Raw genomic sequence first — 18386 nt, 5'->3', positions numbered from 1 at the left:
CTCTCCTCCGGCCTGCTGCTGTGCCTTTCCTCTCCCGCCCCCGCGGCCGGACACGGGGAGCCGGAGGCGGGCGGCCCCGCCGTACGGCATCGGCGTACGGCGGGCCGCCCGGCTCAGTCAGGTCTGCGGGCCCGCCCCCTCATCCGGTCCCGCCGTACGGCCAGCCGCCGCGCGGCCCGGTCCAGGCCCGGACTGTCGCCCCCGCCGTCCAGATGCGCCGCCAGCGCCCGCACGGTCGGATGACGGAACAGGTCCACCACCGGAACCTCCCGGCCGAGCACCCCCGCCAGCCGCACCTGCACCGCCGCGATCGCCAGTGAATGGCCGCCGATCTCGAAGAAGTTGTCCGTCGCCCGCACCCGGGGGACGCCGAGCACGGCCCGCCACACCTCGGCCACCGCCCGCTCCGTCGGCCCCGAAGGCTCGGCGCCCGGACCGCCACCCGCACCGCGCCCCACGACACCGGCCGGACCACCGCCGGAGCCACCGACGGGTCCCTGGGAGCCGCCGGGGCCGCCGGGACCATCGGCCGGGCCGCCACCGGGACCACCGGCAGGACCGCCGGCCGCGCCGTGACCCCGCTGGTGGCCCCGTCCCGCGGACACCGCCGCCGGACCGGGCACCCGCAACCGCAACGCGGCACGGTCCACCTTGCCGTTCGGCGTCAACGGCAACGCCGCCAGCACCTCCACCCCGACCGGCACCGCGTGCTCCGGCAGCACCCCCCGCAGATGCTCCAGCAGCCGGGCGGACGACACCCCCGGCCTGACCGGAACGGCGTAGCCGTACAGCACCGCCTCCCGCCCACCACCGGAACCGGAGCCGCCACCGCCGCCGCCCACCGCCACGACCGCCGCCGACCGCACCGCCGGATGAGCCGCCAGAGCCGCCTCCACCTCGCCCGGCTCCACCCGGAACCCACGCACCTTCACCTGGTCGTCCCGCCGCCCGGCGAGCGTCACCGTCCCGTCCGGGTTCAACCGCCCCAGGTCACCGGTCCGGAAACCCTCCGCCGTGAACCGCGCCCGGGTCAGCTCGGGATCGAGGTAACCGTCCGCGAGGTTGGCGCTGCGCACCACCACCTCGCCCAGCTCACCCACCCCCGCCCGGCCACCGTGCCCGGCCAGCACCAGCAGCTCGCTGCCCTCGACCCCCCGCCCGGCCGGAACCGGCTCCGCGCTCTCCACCGCATCGGGCGGAACCTCGTACCACGCGTGCGCCTGCGGCGTCTCCGTCGTGCCGTAGAACGCCACCACCCGCGCGGAGGGCGCCAGACGGCGCAACCGCACCGCGTCGGCGAAGGTGAGACGATCACCTCCCGTCGCGACCAGCCGCACATCCGGCAGCACCGCGCCCGTCCCGCACAGCATCCGCGCCAGCTGCGGCGTCAGATGCAGCACGGTCACCCGGCGCTCACGCAGCCACCCCGCCAGCCGCAACGGATCACGCACCGTCGCCGTCTCGGGAACGCACAACCGCGCACCCGCCACCAGCGGCACGAACAGGTCCCGCAACGCCGGATCGTGCGCGAGCCCCGACAGCAACGCGAAACGGTCGGCCGGCGACACCGCGAACGTCCCCACGTACCAGTGCGCGAAGTGCGCCAGCGGCCGCTCACCCGTCACCACCGGCTTGGGCTCACCCGTCGTGCCCGACGTCAACGACAGATACCCTCGTGCCGGACCCGGACCCGGACCCGGACCCGGCACGTCCGTCTCCGGTACGTCCCCCTCAGGCGACACCGCCGCCCACCCGGCAGGCGGCACGATCTCCCGCAGACCCGCGGGCATCGGCAGATCCGCGCCGTCCGGCACCCCCGGGCAGCGCAGCACCGCCACCGCACCCGCGGCCTCCGCCTGACGCGCCAGCACCGCCACCGGATACGCCGGATCGAGGACGACCCACCTCGCCCCGCTCACCAGCACGCCCAGCAACACACCCGGCAACTCCGGAACCCGCGACGCCAGCACCGCCACCGCCCGCCCCGGCTCCACACCCGCCTCGCGCACCGCCCCGGCCACCCGGTCCCGCAACGACGCCAGCGCCGCGCCGTCCAGCACCCGTCCCGAACCCTCCACGACCGCGTCCGCGCGCAACGACTCCGGCAGACCGGGCCCGTCCCACACCGGCGGCGATCCCGGCTCTCCAGGCTCCCCGCCCGCCGGATCCTCCGCGCTCTCCAGGCTCTCCGGGGGCTTCAGGGGCCCCCCGCCCTCCGCGTGCTTCCCGTCCTCCGCGTGCGCGGACTCCGTCCGCCCCGTCCGCTTCGAACGCGCCGCGCGCCCCGGGCCCTCCGTCATCCGCGCCAGCCGCACCGGCTCGTCCGGACGCACCAGCAGATCCGCGAGCAGCGACGCGTAGCCCTCCAGCAGGGCCTCCATCCGCGCCGCCGAGAACAGATCCGGGTTGTAGACCAGCTGCAGGGCGTAACCCCCGGCACACCCCGGCCCCGGCCCTGACTCCGGCTCCGGCCCCGGTTTGGGCCTCGACCCCGGCCCCGGCCCCGGCTCCTCCGCGACGTACAGCGTCAGGTCGAACAGCGAACCCGGCAGGCCCGCCGCCAGCGGCTCCGCCGTACATCCCGGCAGGTCCAGCTTCGCCTCCGCGAAGTCGTACATGTTGAACAACACCTGCGTCACCGGGTTCCGCCCCAGATCCCGGGGCACCCGCAACGCCTCCACCACGCGCTCCAGCGGCACGTCCCCCCGCGCCACCACCTCCGCCAGCTCGTCCCGGCACCGCAGCACGGACTCGGCGAAGGAGGCGTCGCCGTTCTGGCGCAGCCGCAGCGGCAGCATCCGCACGCACATCCCCACCAGCTCCGCGAACGCCGCGTGCCCCCGATCGGCGTACGGCGTGCCGACCAGCAGGTCCCGCTCACCGGTCAACCGGGCCACCAGCTCACCGAACGCCGCCAGCAGCACCGGGTACGGCGTCACCCCCAGCTCCGCCGCCAGCCGCCTGACCCGCCCGCCCAGCCCGCCGTCCAGCCCCGCCCGCCGTACGGCGCCGCGGAACGTCTGAACCGGCGGACGCGGCGCGTCCCTCGGCAGGTCCAGCACCGTCGGCGCGCCCTCCAGGTGGGCACGCCACCACTCCAGCCCGCCCCCGGCGGCTCCACCCGTGGAAGCCCCGCTCCCGGAGGCGTCGCTCCCGGAAGCCCCGCTCCCGGAGGCGTCGCGCTCGGAGTCGCCGCTCCCGGAGGCGTCGCGCTCGGAGTCGCCGCTCCCGGAAGCGCCGCCCGCGAGGAGCCCGGCGCCGGAGGTTCCGCCGTCCCGCGCCCGCGCCCACCGCACGTAGTCGCCGAACGAGACCCCCACCGGCTCCAGCGCCCCACCCCGGTAGGCCACGCCCAGATCCCGGAAGAACACATCCTGCGACCAGCCGTCGAACACGATGTGATGCACCGTCACCGCCACCACGTGCTCGTCCGCCGCCAGCCGCACCAGCCTGGCCCGCAACAGCGGCCCGGCCGCCAGGTCGAACCGCTCCCGCGCCTCACGGTCCAGCACCCGCGCCAGCGCCGCCTCCCGCGCGTCCGCCGCGAGACCGGACAGATCATCCACGGGCAGCGGCACCGGCCCCGCCGGAGCCACCGACACCCGCGGCACACCGTCCTCCGCCGGGACCCGCCACCGCAACGCCTCGTGCCGGGCCGTCACCGCGCCCAGCGCCCGCTCCAGGGCGTCCGCGTCCAGCGGCCCCCGCACCCGCTCCGCCATCGCGATGTTGTGCGCGGGAGTGTCCGGCGCCAGCCGCTCCACGAACCACATGCGCCGCTGCGCCGCCGACAGCACCGGCCCCACGGCCGCACCGGCGGACGGCACGCGCGGCGCCCCCGCCACCCTCGCCGCCAGCGCGCCGTACACCCGGGCCGAATGGACGTCCTCGACCGAGATCTCCCGTCCCAGCTCCGCCCTGACCGCCGCCACCAGCCGCATCGCACGCAGCGAATGCCCGCCGGCGGCGAGGAAGTCGTCGTCGGCCTCCGGCGGCGGAGCCTGCAGCACCCGCGACCAGATCGCCGCCAGCCCGCCGTCCCCCGCCGCCCCCGCGCGCTCGTCGGCATCCGGGCGCTCGTCAGAACCCGCGTGTCCGTCGGCATCCGCGTACCCGTCGGAACCCGTGCGCCCGTCGGAACCCGTGCGTCCGCCGGAGTCCGCATGTCCGGCGGGTCCCGGAGCGCCGGGGGAGCCAGCCGTACCGTCCGGAAGCCCCGCCGCCGCACCGGCCCCGGCGGACACCGGGCCGTGCGCGGCCCGCAGCGCGCCCAGATCCACCTTCCCCGACGCGTTCAGCGGCAACGCCGCCACCCGCACCACCCTCGTCGGCACCATGTACGGCGGCAGCCTCGACGCGCAGTGCTCCCGCAACGCCACCAGATCCGGCCCGTCCAGCGGCGCCACGTACGCCACCAGCTCCCCGGGCGCGTCCACCACAGCCTGAAGCACTCCCGGGTGGGCCCGCACCACCGACTCGACCTCGCCGATCTCCACCCGCTGCCCCTGGACCTTCACCTGCCGGTCCAGCCGCCCCATGAACGCGATCCGGCCGTCCTCCTGCCAGGCCACCCGGTCACCCGTCCGGTACAGCCGCGCCCCCGGCTCCGCCGAGAACGGATCCGGCACGAACCGCTCGGCCGTCAGCCCCGGCCGGCCGAGGTACCCCCGGCTCACCTGTGGGCCGCCGATGTGCAGCTCACCCGGCACCCCCACCGGGCACTCCCGCATCTCCTCGTCCAGCACGTGCGCCCGGCAACCGGCCAGCGGACGGCCGATCGGCAGCGGCCTGTCCCACACCCCCGACAGTTCCGCCCCCACCACGCACACCGTCGTCTCCGTCGGCCCGTACCAGTTGTGGAACCGCGCGTACGCCGACCACCGCGCCACCTGCTCCGGCCCCGGAGGCTCCCCGGCCGTCACCAGATCCCGGAGACACGGCAGCCGCGCCGGATCCACCAGCGGAAGCAGGGCGGGCGGCACGAACCCCCACGTGACCTCGTGCTCCTCCAGGAACCGCTGCAACCGGCCCGGATCCACCCTGTCCTCGTCCGGCACGAGCTGCACGCACCCGCCCGCCGTCAGCGGCGCGAACATGTCGAGCACCGACACGTCGAACCCCAGCGCCGAGAACGCGATCGACCGGCACGAGGCGTCCAGCCCGAAACGCGCCACCGCCGCCGTCACGAACGCCACCGCCGAGGCATGGTCCACTACCACGCCCTTGGGACGGCCCGTCGAACCCGAGGTGTACAGCACGTACGCGGCGTCGCCGGGCCGGGCGTCCCCGGAGACCGGAACCCGATCGAAGACCGGAACCCGATCGAAGACCGGAACCCCGTCGGAGACCGAAACCCCGGAATCGGGAACCCCGGAGGACGCTCCGGCGGGAGGCCGGCCGGCGAGGCTCGATCCGGAGGGAAGCGGACCGGAGGGAAGCGGTTCGGCGGGGAGCGACCCGGCGGGGAACGGTTCGGCGGGAGGAAAGCCGGCGGGGGACGGCTCGATGGGGGAGGACACGATCTCCGGAACGACCAGCGTTCGCCCGCACTCCCGCAACAGGGCACGGCCGTCGTCGTCGGCCACGACCACGCCGATCGCCGCGTCCTCGATCACCTCCTGGAGCCTGCGACGCGGATGCCCCGGATCCAGCGGGACGTAGGCGCCGCCCGCCAGCATCACGCCGAGCGCCGCCACCGGCATGAGCGGGGTGCGCCGCAGGCACAACCCCACCCGGACCTCGGGACCGACCCCGAGGGCCCGCAACCGGGCCGCCAGCGCGGCGGCCGAGGAAAGCAGGTCACGGTAGGGGAGAAGGGCGTCCCACTGGCGGACGGCCGTGGCGCCGGGGGAGCGGGCGGCCTGCGCGGCGACGAGATCGCACAGGGTGGTCCGAGGGGGGACATGGGGTGGTCCCGACGTCCACTCGACGGGAACCGGGGTCGCCGACGGTGCCCCCGCGGGCGTTCCCGCGGGCGTCTCCGCCGGAGACGAGACGTGCCGCGTACCTGGCAACGAGGCGGACGAGGGGTCCTCCCGCATCGCTTCGAGCATCCACCCCCCATAGTCCTAAACAGGGGTTTTGCCCCGTAAAGTATTAATAGCGGTAAGGCACGTTATTCCTACGTTTCCGGGGTAATCCGCGTCAAGAGATGAATCTTCAAGCGTGCTCGAATGCCGGTTTCGGCCCCGCGCGAAGACCCCGGCGCTCGCGAACGGCTTGACATAAGCGCAGGTCACAGCGGAGTAACGTGGAGAGCCGGGCCGGTCGGCCCCGTGGCATCACTCCACGTCTCACCTGTCGGACACCGAGCGCAGTAGTGGGCTACGAAGAGCAAGTGACCGAAACCCATATTTCGGACATAGCCATATTTCGCCATATTTCGGTCTTATGCCCCTGAGGTCCCTCCCGGCCCGCCGACCCCGCCGAACCCCGGATCGCCGGCCGACGGGCAGCCGGGAGCCGGGCAGGCGTAGAGCAGCGGCGAGCGAAGGCGAGGAAGACCCGTCCCGTGCTCGCCGCATACGACACACCGTCCGCCGGGGCGAGTCCCCGCCCCCTTGACGGGACTCGCCCCGGCGGACGCCTGGACCGGCGGCCGGCGGACGCCTAGACCGGCGGACAGCTCTGCGGGCCACCCGAGGCCAGGTCGGCGAGCGAGCAGACCGAGACCTTCGGGTGGTACGGGCCCATCACGGCGGCGGCGGAGGCCGGGTCACCGTCCTCGGGAACGTTCTGGACGGCCTCGGCGAAGTCCTCGTCCACCACCATGTTGCGGAGCAGGACGGTGTGCGCGGCCCTCGGCTGCGTCGTGGAGAACGGCAGGAAGGTCACCCCCGGAATCCTCTCGATCACCGCGCGCTGCGACTCCCTGCCGATCACGTACGTGTAGTGGCCGCTGGAGTCCAGCGCGGTCTCGTCATCGCTGCGGCACCCGTAACTGACCGTCCCGTTCGGCAGCTTGTTCACCACCACCGGGAGCAGCGGGAAGGTCAGGTTCGTGCACATGGACCAGTAGCGCACGTCCTTGTCCGTTCCCGGCCACGGCGAGGGATGGGAACCGGCGGAGGCGCGCGGCGCCCTGCCCCGGACGACGACGACCTCGCGGTCGGCCGGCGGGGGGACGGTTGCGCTGAGGTAGGCGGAGTCCGCGTTCGGGAAGCCGCCGACGCGCCGCGTGTCGAGCTTCACGCGGGCGAACCTCATCGGCTCCGGCTCGGTGAGCGGCGGATCCATACGGAGCCCTTCGAGCAACGCCATCTGCTCGTCCGTGGCGGTGTCGGTGCTCTCACACCGGGGCACCGGCTTGGAGACACCATCGCGCTCGAAGGTGACCGAAGGCAACGGCACCCGCGAGAAGTCACCGCCGGCCGGCAGGTAGGCCCTCAGGAGAACGTAGCCGTCCGCGCCCTCCGCGGTGCCCTCGGGAGCGAGGGGAAGCGTGTTGACCTGGCCAGGAGCCGCGTCGGAGCTCACGGTCACCGTGTAACGCCCGCCGGGCTCCGCCTGCTGCCGCCACGGATTGATACCGCCGGGGTCCGGATCGATGAGATGGTCGGGCAGCGACGAGCCGACACCGTTGAACGTGAACGACCCTCCGCCGTCCTTGTAGACGTTGAACGAGGTGTACCGGCTGTCCGCGTACTCACCCGAGAGCCTGATCCGCAGGCGGTCCTGAACCGTGAACGGCAGGACCCAGTACGACGCCGCGGTGTCGGGAAAGAAGACGTTGACGGTGTCCGCGCTCACCCGGAGCTTCCAGGAACAGTCCGGTGTCACCGGCGGTGCGGCGGTCGCGGCGGCGGCCTGCGGGAGCGGAGAGGCGACGAGTGCGCCGACCCCCAGTGCTGCGAACAGCCCTCGAAAACGAAGAGAGCCCCGAGGGCCGGATTTCGTGCTGGTCATGTGAGATGTCCCCCTGTTTGGCGATAGGTGTGTTCGACGGCACGGGAAAGCCGGAGGCCTGATGCCGGAACCCGGTGCCGGATCTTCGGTCCGGAGCGGGATGAACCGCTCGCGTACGGCGGGGAGCATGACGCACTTTCTTGGCAGATCTCTGGCACGCCCCACGGCGATCTCCGGCACGGTCTACGGCAGGGACCGGCAGGGACCGGCAGGGACCGCCGTGGGGCTCGGCGAGCCCGGAGCCGACATCGGAAGGACGCCCGCCGGGTCGCGTCGGTAAGCGGGCGGAGAGGGGAGCAGAGGCGGGCGGTCGCACCTCGACGCGCGTTTCGTGGCCCATCGACCACGAAGGGTGGGCCGCCCGCTCCCGGGGCGGAGGGCCGGCCGCGCGGCACCGGCCACGTGCGCTCCGGAGCTTCGGTCTTCCAGAGTTCTGGGGCTCCGGCATCTCGAACCACCGGAACCCCGGCCGCCCGGACACCGCCTCAGTGCTTCAGCCTCAGTACTTCGGCCCCACGAACTCGTCCAGTCGCGCGACGGCCTCCCGCCTGGCGACGGAGATGGTGTTTGGCTTCGAATAGCGCCACTTCACATCGAGGAGATCGAGCGCCTCCTCGCACAGCCGGAGGATGTCCCGCGACTCGTTGACGAAGAGGTAGCGGGGGTATTCGTAGTAACGCGTCTCGTTGCCAGACTTCCCCTTCACCCTGTTGACCAGACGGCAGCCATCGGAATGCATGAGGCCCCGGACGAGGCTGCCGGGATTCGCGTCGACGATCTGCTGCTGCCACTCTTCCAGCTTGATCAGCCGATCCTGCTTCTTCCCCGGGCCATGCTGCGGGAAGAGGTGAGGCCAGTGCTTGGAGAAAGAGTTGATCTCCGTGCAGCCCTGACGGGAGAGCCTGCGTACCTTGTTGTCGGGCCTGACGGCGAGAAGCGCCTCGGCGCATTCCTCTTGGAGCCCGGGCCAGGAATCTGCGCATATGATGCGTAACGACCAGACGCCTTTAGTCTTATCGCCGATTGGGCTGATATAGCCGTCCCCAAGGTAAAGGCCCAGAAGATAGGCGTACGCTTCGCGTGGTTCAGGAAGCGTAGGGACCGCCTCGCATCGGGGGCAGGAGGCCACTTTCATAGTGGGGCGGTCTGGATCGTCTCGCCAGCCTTTGACGGTGGAACGTGAGATGCCGGTCTGGCGACTGATCGCGCTGATCGTCTCTCCTGTCTCCAGGAGTTGGCGCACTCTTTCACGTACCGTGATGCTGTACATACCCACAGTGTTCCATCTGGGTACGACAAAACCCTCCGACTGCCTGAGTCGGAGGGTTTTCTGTGCCCCGAGTGGGATTCGAACCCACACTACACGCTGTTTGAGAGCGCTCTCTCTGCCGTTGGAGTACCGGGGCGTCCCGCTATGTCCGGATTGTTTGTGCGGCTCGTCAGCTTACTCGGAAACGAACAAACCGTGAGTACCGGCGTGGTCCCAATCTAGCGGACGTCGGTACCCTCTTGCTCGTGAGTACGCAGCGGCGAGTGGTGATCGCGGAAGACGAGGCCCTGATCCGCCTCGATCTCAAGGAGATGCTGGAAGAGGACGGTTACGCCGTGGTCGCCGAGGCGGCGGACGGTGAGGCCGCGGTGCAGCTGGCGGCTGAGCATCGGCCGGATCTGGTGATCTTGGATGTGAAGATGCCGGTGCTGGACGGTATCTCGGCGGCGGAGCAGATCGTGGCGCGGCGGATCGCGCCGTGTTTGATTCTGACGGCGTTCTCGCAGCGGGATCTGGTGGAGCGTGCGCGGGACGCGGGGGCGATGGCGTATCTGGTGAAGCCGTTCACGAAGTCGGATCTGGTGCCGGCGATCGAGATGGCGGTCAGCCGGCATGAGGAGATCGCGGCGCTGGAGCGTGAGGTCGGGACGCTGTCGGATCGGCTGGAGACGCGGAAGTTGGTGGAGCGGGCGAAGGGGTTGCTGATGGCGCAGCATGGCTGGTCCGAGCCGCAGGCGTTCCGGTGGATTCAGAAGGCGTCGATGGATCGGCGGTTGAGCATGCGTCAGGTGGCGCAGGTCGTGGTCGATGGTGTGTCTCAGGGGGCGGGGGAGGAGTCGGGGGCGTCGGAGGGTTGATCCGCCTGTGGTGGGTTCGCGGGTGGGGTGGTCGTCGTCGCGGGTGCCGGGTGCCGGGTGCGGGTCTGAGCTCGGGTCCGGGTCCGGGTCCGGCTCCAGGCCCGAATCCAGGCCCGAGTCCGGGTGCCGGGTCCGTGTCCTGGTGTGGGTGCCGGGTGCCGGGTGTCGGTTTCGGGGTGTGTTCGTGGGGTGTGGGGTCCGTGTGTCTTCCGGTTTCGGGGGGTGGGCGGGCCTTTCGCGTGCTCGGGGTGATCTTCTGGTGGGGTGGCGAGCCGGGGTGACCTCTGCTTTTGCCTGGTAGCCGTAAAGGATCGGTGTAATAACGAAACGGTTACGGGGGCGCTTCCTGTATCGACCCGTGACATGGGCTGGCTGTACTAACCGTCAACAACCCCCTGGCCACTCCGTCAGGGAGGGCATCTGTGAACCCGGTCCCGACACGGGGGTCCGGGCGAAAGGAAGGCAACTTTGCGGCCTAGGACTGCTCGCCTCGGTGGAGTGCTCGCTGCCGGTCTGGCGCTCTCTCTCGGTCTCGCTGCCTGTGGTGACGGTGGCTCGACCGCGGAGCCTTCGGAGGGCGGCTCCGGCGCGGCCTCCGGCTCGGTCAAGATCGGTTTCATGGGCGACCTGACCGGACCGAACTCCGGCATCGTCATTCCGCCGAAGAACGGCGCGAAGCTCGTGTTCGATGAGTACAACAAGACGAACCCGGCGACGAAGATCGAGCTGGTGGAGTACGACAGCCAGGGTGACGGCTCCAAGGCCGTCGGTCTGGCCCAGCAGGCGATCAAGAACGACAAGGTCGTGGGCATGATCGGCCCGGCCTTCTCGGGTGAGTCGGCGCAGGTGGGCCCGGTGCTGGAGGAGGCTCAGCTGCCCAGCGTCACGGCGTCGGCGACGAACACGAAGCTGGCGGCGAACGGCTGGAAGTACTGGCACCGCATCCTTCCGAACGACAGCGTTCAGGGTCCGGGCATCGCGGACTTCATGGCTGGTGCGGCGGCGTCGAAGAACGCGTTCGTGATCGACGACAAGTCGGACTACGGCAAGCCGCTGGCCGACGCGGTGAAGGCGCAGCTGGAGACCAAGGGTGTGAAGGTCACCACCGACTCGCTGGACCCGCAGGAGAGTGACTTCTCCTCGGTGGTGAACAAGGTCGCGGCGACCAAGCCGGATGCGATCTTCTTCGGTGGTTACTACGCGGCGGGCGGCAACCTGCTGAAGCAGCTGCGTGACAAGGGTGTGAAGGACGCGAAGTTCTTCTCCGGCGACGGTTCGCTGGACAAGGGCCTGATCGACGGCGCCGGTGCGCCGAACGCCGAGGGCGCGCTGGTGGGCTGCCCGTGCTACATCGCCACGGCGGATGTGACGGACGAGAAGGTGAAGAAGTTCGCGGACGCCTACAAGGCGGCTTACAGCGCGGACCCGGCGATCTACGCGGCGGAGGGTTACGACGCGGCGTCGGTCTTCGTGGAGGCGGTGAAGGCGGGCAACACCACCCCGGACAAGATCAACGAGTTCCTCAAGACCGTTGATCTGGCGGGTGTCTCCAAGCAGGTGAAGTTCGGGGACAACGGTGAGGTCGTGGCCAAGGACATCTACATGTACCAGGTGAAGGACGGCGCGATCACGCTGCTGGGCAAGGCGACCGAGGCGAAGCTGGGCTAGCGCCGGCGGACGAGAAGAGTAGGTAGTCGACGTGCGGGGAGCGGGAGCGCCGAAGTGCGGTCCCGCTCCTCTTGTGCGTCCGGCCGGGTTCACGAGGCCCGGGCCGGTGACGTGGGCTACCGGCAGTGCAGGCGACCCCCGCTGGAAGTGGTAACCCCCAAGTGTTCAGTGACTTCATCAATCAGTTCTGGCCGGCGTCGATCGACGGTCTGGCCTTCGGTTCGATTTATGCTTTGATCGCGCTGGGCTACACGATGGTGTACGGCGTGCTGCGGTTGATCAATTTCGCGCACTCCGAAGTGTTCATGATCGGTACGTTCGGTGCGATGTTCGTCCCGTTCACGTTGGGCATCGACTCGGCGCTCACGGGTGTGGCGCTGGTGGGTGTGATCCTGGCGATGATCGTGGCGGGCATGCTGGCGTCGGCGGGTACGGCGATCGCGCTGGAGCAGGTGGCCTACAAGCCGCTGCGTAAGCGTGGTGCGTCGCGGCTGGCGGCGCTCATTTCGGCGATCGGTGCTTCGATCTTTCTCCAGGAGCTGTTCGCCCTGGTGGTGATTCCAGGGGTGTTCGACCGCCCGGAGCGGGGCCGTATCCAGATGGGTCTGCCCCGGTTGATGGAGCGGTCGGAGCTTTTCTCGATCGCGGGTCACACGGTGCGGGTGGACCAGGTGGTGGTGATCGTCGCGGCGGTCGCCATGATGGTCGCGCTGGACTCGCTGGTGAACCGGACGAAGATCGGCCGTGGTATCCGTGCGACCGCGCAGAATCCGGAGGCGGCCACCCTGATGGGGGTGGACATCAACAACGTCGTCCGGATGACGTTCCTGATCGGCGGCGCGATGGCGGGTGTGGCCGGCGCGCTGTATTTGATCTCGTATGAGAACACGAATTACTACATCGGGTTCCTTTTCGGTATCAAGGCGTTCACCGCGGCGGTGCTGGGAGGTATCGGCAACCTGCGTGGTGCGCTGGTCGGCGGGATCGTGCTGGGTCTGGTGGAGAACTACGGTGCGATCCTCGTCGGTTCCGACTGGAAGCACGTGATCTCCTTCACGATCCTGATCCTGGTCCTGATGTTCCGTCCCACCGGAATCCTCGGTGAATCACTCCAGCAGGCGCGCGCATGAACAAGCAGACTTCCTCGGCGGGTTTCCGCCATCAGTTGAGCCATTTCGGTGACGTCGTGCACGACCGCTGGCTGCGGGCGCCGGGCTGGCAGCGGTGGATCGTGTATCTGCTGCTGATCGTCGCCGCGGTGCTGCTGCCGTCGGAGAGCATCGGCGCGTTCATGTCGCCCGGCACGGACTGGGCGACGATCCTGTTCTTCCCGATCGGCACGTACGTGGTGCTGGCGATCGGCCTGAACGTGGTGGTGGGCCAGGCGGGCCTGCTGGACCTGGGTTTCGTCGCGTTCTACGCGGTGGGCGGCTACGCGATGGCGTTGCTGGGCACCAGGATGGGCTGGGACTTCTGGGTGATCCTGGTGGTGGGCATCGGGATCTGTGCCCTGTCGGGCGTCACGCTGGGCGCTCCGACGCTGCGGCTGCGGGGTGACTATCTGGCGATCGTCACGCTGGGCTTCGGTGAGATCATCCGGATCACGGCCCGTAACACCGATTCGATCGGTGGCCCGACGGGCATCAGCGGCATCCCGCATCCGCCGAACCTCAGCGACACCTTCGAGCTGTTCGGCGTCAAGGTCTTCAAGTACGGCGTGCTGGACCCGAGGCCGTACTACTACCTGCTGGTGGCGCTGGCGGTCGTCGTGATCATCCTGGTGAAGCGGTGGGAGAAGAGCCGGGTCGGGCGTGCGTGGGCGGCGATCCGTGAGGACGAGGACGCGGCCGAGGTGATGGGCGTGCCGACGTTCCGGTTCAAGATGCTGGCGTTCGCGATCGGCGCGTCGATCGGCGGTGCGATGGGTGTGCTGTGGGCGGCGAAGTCGGTGTCGCTGAACCCGAACGACTTCCTGTTCCTGCTGTCGGCGACGATTCTGGCGGCGGTGGTCATGGGCGGCGCGGGCAACCTGCCGGGCGTGATGCTGGGGGCGTTCGTGGTGGCGTGGCTGCCGGAGCGTTTCCGGGAGCTGAAGGACTACCGCATGCTGATCTTCGGTGCGGTGCTCGTGGCGTTGATGATCTTCCGTCCGGAGGGGCTGCTGCCGTCCCGGCAGCGTAAGGCGGAGCTGAAGGAGGGCTCCGGCGGGATGGGGACGCTCGGCGCCGAGGTGCCCGGGCCGGAGTCGCATGGTGAGGAGGTGGCCTCCAGGTGAGCACCGAGGTGAGCACTGGGGCGAACGCGGAGGCGGGCCGGGAGGGCCGTCGCGCGCTGCTGGAGCTGCGGGGCCTGACGATGCGGTTCGGCGGCGTCACGGCGCTGAAGGACGTGAACCTGACGGTCGGTGAGGGGGAGATCTTCGCCCTGATCGGCCCGAACGGCGCGGGCAAGACGACGGTCTTCAACGTGGTGACCGGGGTGTACCGGCCCACGGAGGGTCAGGTGCTGTTCGGGGGTGAGAGGATCAGCGGCCTCAAGCGCTTCAAGATCACGAAGCGTGGGGTCGCCCGGACGTTCCAGAACATCCGCCTGTTCCACAACATGACGGCGCTGGAGAACGTGATGGTGGGCTCCGACGTCCACCACCGCGCGGGCATGGTCAGTGTGGCGCTGGGCCTGCCGTGGCACCGGCAGGCCGAGCGGGAGGGCCGGGCGCTGGCGATGGAGCTGCTCGACTTCGTCGGGGTCTCCCATCGGGCGCACGACTACGCCAAGAACCTGCCCTACGGTGACCAGCGGCGGCTGGAGATCGCCCGCGCGCTGGCGACGGACCCGAAGCTGCTGCTGCTGGACGAGCCGGCCGCGGGCATGAACCCGGCGGAGAAGATCGCGTTGCAGCAGCTGATCCGGGACATCCGGGACGCCGGCCGGACGATTCTGATCATCGAGCACGACATGAGCCTCATCATGGGCATCAGCGACCGCATCGCGGTGCTGGACTTCGGCCAGAAGATCGCCGACGGGCTGCCGGATGAGGTGCGGAACGACCCCCGGGTCGTCGAGGCGTATTTGGGGGCTCCCGCAGATGCTTCTTGAGGTCAAGGACATCCACGTCCACTACGGCAAGATCGAGGCCCTCAAGGGCATCTCGGTCGAGGTGAACGAGGGCGAGATCGTCACGCTCATCGGGGCGAACGGGGCGGGCAAGACCACGACCCTGAAGACGATCTCGGGCCTGCGGGGCCTGACGTCGGGCAGCGTCGTCTTCGACGGCAAGGACATCTCCAGGATGCCGGGCCACAAGCGGGTCGCGGCGGGCCTGGGGCAGGCCCCCGAGGGCCGCGGCGTCTTCCCCGGCATGACGGTGCACGACAACCTGCTGATGGGCGCCTACACCCGCTCGGGTGACTTCTCCGCGGACCTGAAGGAGGTCTACGAGCTGTTCACCCGGCTGGCGGAGCGCCGCAACCAGATGGCGGGCACGATGTCCGGCGGTGAGCAGCAGATGCTCGCGATCGGCCGCGCGCTGATGGCCAAGCCGAAGGTGCTGCTGCTGGACGAGCCGTCGATGGGCCTGGCGCCGCTGATGGTCCAGCAGATCTTCTCCATCATCGAGGAGATCAACCGCCGGGGCACCACGGTGCTGCTGGTGGAGCAGAACGCCCAGCAGGCGCTGAAGCTGGCGCACCGGGCGTATGTGCTGGAGACCGGAAAGGTGGTCAAGAGCGCGCCCGCGGCCGATCTGCTGAACGACCCGGCGGTGCAGGCCGCCTACCTCGGTGGCGGTCTGGGGCACGACGCGGCGGAGGAGCCGGTCGTGTCCGGGGAGCCGGCGGCGGAGGAGCGGGCCGTGCCCGAGCGGACGTCCGGGGAGCCGGTCGTGCCCGGGGAGCGGCGCGACGCGCCGGAGGCGTGACGTCCCGCCGGGCCCGCGGTGCGGGCCCGGCCGTGGCTCGCTGAACCCCGGAGGTCTTCCGGGGTTCAGCGGAGCGGCACCTCGGCGCCCTCGGTGGTGCCGCCCACGCCGAGCGGCGGGTCGCCGTACAGGCGGATGCCGGTGACCCGGTCGTCCTTGGGGATGTCGAACCAGAGGTCCATCTCGATCCTGACCTCGGCGCCGAGGGGCAGGGTGTCGGGCTGGCGTTTGATGGCCTGGGCGAAGGCGTCGACGGTGTGGGCGGCGCCGTCCGCGGTGAGGAGCCGCTGGCGTTTGGCGTCGAACCGGGAGTTGGTGCGGCCGGGGTTCTCGGCGACGATCCGCACGACCACGTATTGGCCCTTGGCCTGCCACTCGCCGTGGCTGCCGACGAAGCCGGCGAGGCCGGTCTGCAGGCCGATGACCTGGAAGCGGGTGTCGCCGTCGGTGACCGGGGCGGCGTGCACGGCCCGTTCGCCCGGCCGTACGTGGCGGGGCGGCAGGTCGTAGGCGGGCGCGGGGGAGGCGCTTCGGGCGGCGGTCGCCGCCGGGGCGGCCGTGTCGGTCGTGGAGCAGCCGGAGAGCAGGAGCACGGCCAGCGCGGCACCGGTGAACGCGGTTGGGGGGTTGCGCACATCGGGCAACGTAACCGAGGCGGTCGCGGAGATCAATGCGTCCGGCGCGGGCGCGGAGAGCGGCGGCGGGGTCGTGGGTCCCGGCCCGCGTCCGCCGATCGGTCCGCCCGGTGGAGGTGTGTGAAGAGGGACACACCGCTCTGAAGTGCGAATATAGTTCGTTTACATTGTTCTGGGGCGCGGCCTGACCGGTCGCCGTCCTCGTAGGCCGGCGTGAAACCGGGCGTTGGCCGTCGGATTAAGGAGGCGCCGGGGTCGATGTCCGGACAGGGCGGCGATCAGGCGGCTCCGAGCGTGACTGTTGTCCGAATTGTGTCGTATCGGTGATCTGCATGGTCATGCAGGTGGGAAAGCATTCCCAGCACTGAGGTATCTGTTGTTCGGATGCGACATCGATCCGTGAGGAGGCCGTTGTGGGCCTGAGTTCTGTTCTCCGCCGTCGGACGCTGGCGGTGGGCGCCATGGTCGTCGCCGGCGCGCTCGGCCTGTCGGCCTGTGGGAGTGACGGTGGCGACACCACCGCGTCGAGCGGGGGCGCCTCGTCGAACGCGTCCGCCGCGGGCGGCGGCGTCAAGGTGGTCAAGCCCGGCAAGCTGACCGTCTGCACCAACCTTCCCTATGAGCCCTTCCAGTTCAAGCAGGGCGACAAGACCGTCGGGTTCGACGTCGACATCATGGACCTGGCGGCCAAGAAGCTCGGCCTGACCCAGGACATCGTGGACATCGACTTCGCCGTCATCAAGAGCGGCGCGGCGATGGCGACCGGCAAGTGCGACGCGGCAGCGGCCGGCATGACGATCACGCCGGAGCGCAAGGCCAACATCGACTTCTCCGAGCCCTACTTCGACGCCACCCAGGCGCTGCTCGCCAAGAAGGGCGCCGGCGCCAAGACGCTGGAGGAGGTCAAGGCCAAGAACCTGCGGCTCGGCGCGCAGGCGTCCACCACGGGCCTCGACTACGTCAAGAAGCAGGGCCTCGACCCCAAGGAGTTCGCCGACTCGCCCAAGGAGCTGCTGGGCCTGCAGTCGGGCCAGGTCGATGTGATCGTCCAGGACCTGCCGGTCGTGCTGACCTGGCTGAAGAAGCCGGAGATCGCCGACAAGTTCGAGCTGGTCGCCAGCCTGGACACCGGCGAGCAGTACGGCATCGGCCTGAAGAAGGGCGCCGACCCGACCCTGCTGAAGACCATCAACGAGGCGATCGCCACCGCCAAGTCGGACGGCACCTACGACCAGATCTTCATGAAGTGGTTCGGCAAGAAGCCCGGAGAGCTCGGCTGATCCATGACCGACCATCTCACCACGGCTGAGCCGCCCCCTCCGGCCGGAACCCCCTCCGGCCGGACGGGCCTCAGCCCCCGTAAGAAGCAACGGATCAGCCGGGCCGTCCAGTACGTCGTGCTGGTGGCCCTGGTGGTCTTCCTCGCGCTGCGCATCGAGTGGGGTCCGCTCGGCCAGAACTTCGCCAAGGGCGAGGTCGCCCGGGAGATGTTCCCGGACCTGTTCACGGTCGCGCTGAAGAACACGATCATCTACTCGGTGGGCGGCTTCGTCTTCGCCTTCCTGCTGGGCCTGGTGTTCGCCCTGATGCGGATGTCGTCGGTGCGCCCCTACCGGTGGATCGCCGTCGCCTACATCGAGATCTTCCGTGGGCTGCCCGCACTGCTGATCTTCCTGCTCATCCTGTTCCTGCCGCTGGCGCTGCCGGGCTTCGAGGTCCCGGGCGGCACCTACGGCCAGGGCATCCTGGGCCTGACGATCGTCGGCTCGGCGTACATGGCCGAGACGCTCCGGGCGGGCCTGCAGGCCGTACCCAGGGGGCAGATGGAGGCGGCCCGCTCGCTGGGCATGTCGCACGCCAGGGCCATGGTCAGCATCGTCATCCCGCAGGCCGTGCGGATCGTGATCCCGCCGACGACCAACCAGTTCGTGTCCCTGCTCAAGGACTCCTCGCTGGTGCTGTTCCTCGGCGTGTCCGGCGAGTACGTCGAGCTGACGAAGTTCGGGAACGACACGGCCTCCACCTACGCCAACGCCACCCCCATCCTGGTGGTCGGCATCACGTACCTCCTGGTCACCATCCCGCTGGGCTACCTCGCCTCGCGGCTGGAGCATCGTCAGATGAAGGGACGGTGA

General features: G+C 70.2%; 12 protein-coding genes and 1 tRNA gene. 8 read left to right on the top strand and 5 right to left on the bottom strand.

The genetic code is table 11. The annotated features are described in order from the left end of the window. Positions 1 to 113: 113 nt before the first annotated feature. From ACFYSC_RS00225 to ACFYSC_RS00210, 4 genes are all read right to left on the bottom strand, one after another. Entirely contained in the window at positions 114 to 6053 is a 5940-nt protein-coding gene (locus ACFYSC_RS00225; RefSeq protein WP_389954512.1) for an amino acid adenylation domain-containing protein, read from the bottom strand. A 556-nt stretch (positions 6054 to 6609) separates the two neighbouring features. Beyond that, positions 6610 to 7749, bottom strand: coding sequence for a hypothetical protein (locus tag ACFYSC_RS00220; RefSeq protein WP_389954509.1), 1140 nt, complete (start codon positions 7747 to 7749; stop codon positions 6610 to 6612). Between the two features lie 655 nt (positions 7750 to 8404). Then, entirely contained in the window at positions 8405 to 9175 is a 771-nt protein-coding gene (locus ACFYSC_RS00215; RefSeq protein ID WP_362943451.1) for a helix-turn-helix domain-containing protein, read from the bottom strand. A 63-nt stretch (positions 9176 to 9238) separates the two neighbouring features. Beyond that, positions 9239 to 9311: transfer RNA gene (locus ACFYSC_RS00210), tRNA-Leu, on the bottom strand. A gap of 109 nt (positions 9312 to 9420) precedes the next feature. On the opposite strand from ACFYSC_RS00210, the gene ACFYSC_RS00205 reads away from it, so the two are divergent. From ACFYSC_RS00205 to ACFYSC_RS00180, 6 genes are all read left to right on the top strand, one after another. Continuing rightward, on the top strand, positions 9421 to 10032 hold the full coding sequence (locus tag ACFYSC_RS00205; RefSeq protein WP_389954506.1) for an ANTAR domain-containing response regulator: 612 nt from the start codon (positions 9421 to 9423) through the stop codon (positions 10030 to 10032). 498 nt (positions 10033 to 10530) lie between these two features. Next, the gene (locus ACFYSC_RS00200) at positions 10531 to 11700 is read left to right on the top strand and encodes a branched-chain amino acid ABC transporter substrate-binding protein (RefSeq protein WP_389954504.1); all 1170 of its coding nucleotides are present in this window, start codon (positions 10531 to 10533) and stop codon (positions 11698 to 11700) included. A 161-nt stretch (positions 11701 to 11861) separates the two neighbouring features. Then, complete coding sequence (locus tag ACFYSC_RS00195) at positions 11862 to 12830, top strand: branched-chain amino acid ABC transporter permease (RefSeq protein WP_389954501.1); 969 nt, start codon at positions 11862 to 11864, stop codon at positions 12828 to 12830. Then, positions 12827 to 13975, top strand: coding sequence for a branched-chain amino acid ABC transporter permease (locus tag ACFYSC_RS00190; RefSeq protein ID WP_362943442.1), 1149 nt, complete (start codon positions 12827 to 12829; stop codon positions 13973 to 13975). Before ACFYSC_RS00195 ends, ACFYSC_RS00190 begins: the two co-directional genes overlap by 4 nt. Positions 13976 to 14055: 80 nt before the next feature. After that, a complete protein-coding gene (locus tag ACFYSC_RS00185; RefSeq protein WP_362943538.1) occupies positions 14056 to 14796 on the top strand; it encodes an ABC transporter ATP-binding protein in 741 nt (246 codons plus the stop codon). Next, positions 14786 to 15616, top strand: coding sequence for an ABC transporter ATP-binding protein (locus tag ACFYSC_RS00180; RefSeq protein WP_389954497.1), 831 nt, complete (start codon positions 14786 to 14788; stop codon positions 15614 to 15616). Before ACFYSC_RS00185 ends, ACFYSC_RS00180 begins: the two co-directional genes overlap by 11 nt. Before the next feature lie 65 nt (positions 15617 to 15681). On the opposite strand, the gene ACFYSC_RS00175 is transcribed toward ACFYSC_RS00180, so the two are convergent. Continuing rightward, entirely contained in the window at positions 15682 to 16251 is a 570-nt protein-coding gene (locus ACFYSC_RS00175) for a DUF4352 domain-containing protein (RefSeq protein WP_389954494.1), read from the bottom strand. A gap of 413 nt (positions 16252 to 16664) precedes the next feature. Between ACFYSC_RS00175 and ACFYSC_RS00170 the strand changes: the two genes are divergently transcribed. Together ACFYSC_RS00170 and ACFYSC_RS00165 are read left to right on the top strand one after the other, a co-directional pair. Next, entirely contained in the window at positions 16665 to 17531 is an 867-nt protein-coding gene (locus ACFYSC_RS00170) for an ABC transporter substrate-binding protein (RefSeq protein WP_389954491.1), read from the top strand. Positions 17532 to 17534: 3 nt separating this feature from the next. Further along, positions 17535 to 18386, top strand: coding sequence for an amino acid ABC transporter permease (locus ACFYSC_RS00165; RefSeq protein WP_389954488.1), 852 nt, complete (start codon positions 17535 to 17537; stop codon positions 18384 to 18386).

The sequence above is a fragment of the Streptosporangium sp. NPDC004379 genome, from assembly GCF_042873875.1.
Taxonomy (GTDB): Bacteria; Actinomycetota; Actinomycetes; order Streptosporangiales; family Streptosporangiaceae; genus Streptosporangium.
This window is presented reverse-complemented; position numbering and strand designations above follow the sequence as displayed.